The following is a 2,941-nucleotide window of genomic DNA, read 5'->3' as shown; positions in this document are numbered from 1 at the left end:
CGCGTTTCCCTCCGGGAGACGTGCATCTGGTCGATGGTAAACCGCTGTTAAGCTGGCGTGTGCATATGCTTCCCTTTCTGGGTCAGGCAGAGCTTTACAAACAATTCAACCTGAAAGAATCTTGGGACAGTCCGCAGAACAGTGCCCTCCTGGAAAAGATGCCGGCGATTTACCAGTGTGATGGGGTCGCACAACCCGGGTATACATCGATCATGACATTTTCCGGAAAGGGAACGCCCTTCACCGGTGGTCAAGGTCCTCGACTGCGGAATTTTACGGACGGCTCCAGTAATACCATTCTCTTTGTACAAGCGGGGGCGAACAAAGCAGTGCCCTGGACGCAACCGGTTGATCTTCCTTTAGATGCGGGCAACCCGATTAGCTCACTCGGGCAGTCTGCCAGTGGTTCATTTCCGTGTGCTCTTGCCGACGGTTCCCTTAGATCAATTCCTGCTGGAATTCCGGCTCAAACGCTCAAGAATGCCATCCAGCACAATGATGGAAATCCGGCACCATTTTTTTAATGGTTCATGACCAACGCAGGTTGGCGTTCTGTTTACACGACTACACACTGATTTTTTCTGGAAGCTCATGAAATGCTTTTTGAATTGATGTTTTGCAATTATCATCCAGAGTTTTATTTGTGGCTTCAATGATTTCCAATAAATTGGAAACGTTCGTCGTGCCGAACACGCAACTTGCGATTCCTTGATTTTCTAAAATATAACGAAACGCAGCTTGAGCGGCGGTCATGCTCTTTGCTGATGAGAGTGCTTCCCGCATTTTCTTTGCGTTCCTGGATAATCGACGTCCCGTCGGTTTGATGATTGCTCTCGCTAAATACCAGATATCGGCCCTACTTTTCAGTGAGCCAATTTTTCCTTGAACCAGATGGCCCTGCGCAAGTACGGTGCCAGCGACAACGCCGATGCCTGCCTGATTTAATTCCTGAATCACAGGCTCACGATCCAGCTGAAGGACATTATAATCAAGTAAGACCATATCAAAGATTTCCGGATTTTTTGCGATGTACAACATGTCGCTTTCTGAGTGAGTATTGACTCCGAGATAGCGAAACATTCCCTTTGCTTTCATGGATAATAATCGTTCAATCAGTGCCGGCGTGATTTGTGATTCTCTAATCCCATGCAGTTGGAAGATGTCCAGGTAATCACAGTTCAAATTACGAATTGATTTCGCGCATGTTTTTTCGATATAGTCTGGCGAGAAATCCTTGGAAACCGTTTTTCGTTTCGAGAACAGGGGAGCGGAGGGTATTACGGTGCCCGCTTTGGTTGAAATAATCAGCTGAGACCTGTCATGCCCGGATAGAATCTTTTTTAGAATCCGCCCCAGGCGCGGCTCTGCATTAAAGTGGCAATAATTATGACCCGTATCAAAAAAGTTAACCCCCCGTTCAAAGGCTTCGCAGATGACTGCTTCTGCTTTTTTTTCAGGAAATCTCTGATGGCCCCAATACCCCGAACAACCAACGGCGATTTCTGAAACTTCTAAATTAGTTTTCCCCAGCCTTCTATAATTCATATCCGTAATTTCGTTTCAAACACTCAAAAATGCCATACCGCATCATGATGGAAATCTGACACCACCGTTTTGAGAGTGTACGGCAAACACACGATTGATCTTGATCCGGAAGCTCAATACCAGTTTATCAACAGAGCAGACTTAGCTTTTTTTAGAGTTAAAAGTATCGCACTATTTGATACCAAAACTGGAAATGTCTAGATATCGATAAAAAGGTGATGTATTACTTCGTTGGTTTTTCTCGTACAAGAACCAAAAAGCGAATATTCTCGTCTAATTTTAAATAGGCGCTGATCTCTCTCGGGCGAGGTTCTCCTGCATCGGGGATAAAAAGCATGAGGGTGTCTCCTTTGAGTACGTAAAGACCTTTGCTTATATCTGGAATTGAAGGATATCTAAAATTGACACCTCCATTGCCTGATTCGGCAGATGGGATTAATTTGAATTGTGCTTTGAATGGTTCAACATCTTCCTTAAAGGTGATGTGAACCTGATCTCCTGCAAATTGAAAATACTGTTTTTTGTCCATTTTACATGAATCCATATTTGACCAAATGCTGCCCCATCTACCTTGAATATTTTTTGTCGTTTTCTGAGCAATGTTATCGTCGGCTACGAGTGGAACCTCCCCATTCATTATGAGAGACAACATCGTCAGGCTAATCAATAATAATGTTCTGTTCATACGTAACTCCTGTTTTGAATCGGTTGAGTATCAATTTCGTCTATTAAAAGACTAGTACTCGTAAGACAAAAACAAAATTTATAGTAAGTTAAGAGATGTGGCCTAATTTTCTTTTCGTGTATTTCGCAGTAGTAATAATTCCAGTCGTGATGACAAGATTAACCACCAGAATAAACAGCATCCGCCAGTCCCTTATCCACCCGGTAGCCATTCAATTCACGTAGGAGAATTAGCTTGCGTTTTATGAGATCCGGGTTCTCTTTATATTTTTTGAGCTGTTCCGGATCGCCAATCGATCGAAGCCAGTGCCAAGTGGCTGGGCTGTGCTGAACAACATCAATATCCCACCAGGCAAATGCTTTTACGTCTTTTTGTGTCGCCGTTAAAACTGTGGCAGGAGACATCGCCTTTTCGCCACGATAACCGGTAAATAATACGAACTCACAGCCATGTTTTTTACCCAATTCGATATATGATGGATCAATGCCTTCCTGACAAATTACACTTTGCAACAGTCCCTGTTTGATCCATTCCTGCACATCCAGTCCTTCATCAAGGGGGCGACCTCCCAACCAGACCTTTTGCGCATGAGGCCAGACCCAGACGGATAATGTGAATTCTCGCCCGCGTTTTTTTCCGAGCTGATCCAGTTTTGCGCGCACACGCTGCATGAACTTCGTCATAATTTCAGCACGAATTTGGTTGATCCGG

The 2,941-nt window shown here is 44.3% G+C and carries 3 protein-coding genes and 1 pseudogene; 1 reads left to right on the top strand and 3 read right to left on the bottom strand.

The window, feature by feature from the left end; genetic code table 11:
* The coding region (locus Q0668_RS23750; protein WP_298869032.1) for a DUF1559 domain-containing protein at positions 1 to 524 on the top strand (524 nt) is incomplete at its 5' end.
* Between the two features lie 40 nt (positions 525 to 564).
* Here Q0668_RS23750 and Q0668_RS23745 read toward each other — a convergent pair.
* The 3 genes and pseudogenes from Q0668_RS23745 to Q0668_RS23735 all read right to left on the bottom strand — a co-directional run.
* Positions 565 to 1,545: an aldo/keto reductase gene (locus Q0668_RS23745; protein ID WP_298869031.1), complete on the bottom strand. Its 981-nt coding sequence runs from the start codon at positions 1,543 to 1,545 to the stop codon at positions 565 to 567.
* Between the two features lie 223 nt (positions 1,546 to 1,768).
* A complete protein-coding gene (locus Q0668_RS23740; protein WP_298869030.1) occupies positions 1,769 to 2,230 on the bottom strand; it encodes a hypothetical protein in 462 nt (153 codons plus the stop codon).
* A gap of 158 nt (positions 2,231 to 2,388) precedes the next feature.
* Positions 2,389 to 2,941 (bottom strand): annotated as a pseudogene (locus Q0668_RS23735) (hypothetical protein); the annotation flags it as partial.

It is taken from the genome of uncultured Gimesia sp. (genome assembly GCF_937910335.1).
Taxonomy (GTDB): Bacteria; Planctomycetota; Planctomycetia; order Planctomycetales; family Planctomycetaceae; genus Gimesia.
The sequence above is the reverse complement of the archived record's forward strand: the minus strand, read 5'-3'. Positions and strand labels throughout refer to the sequence as shown.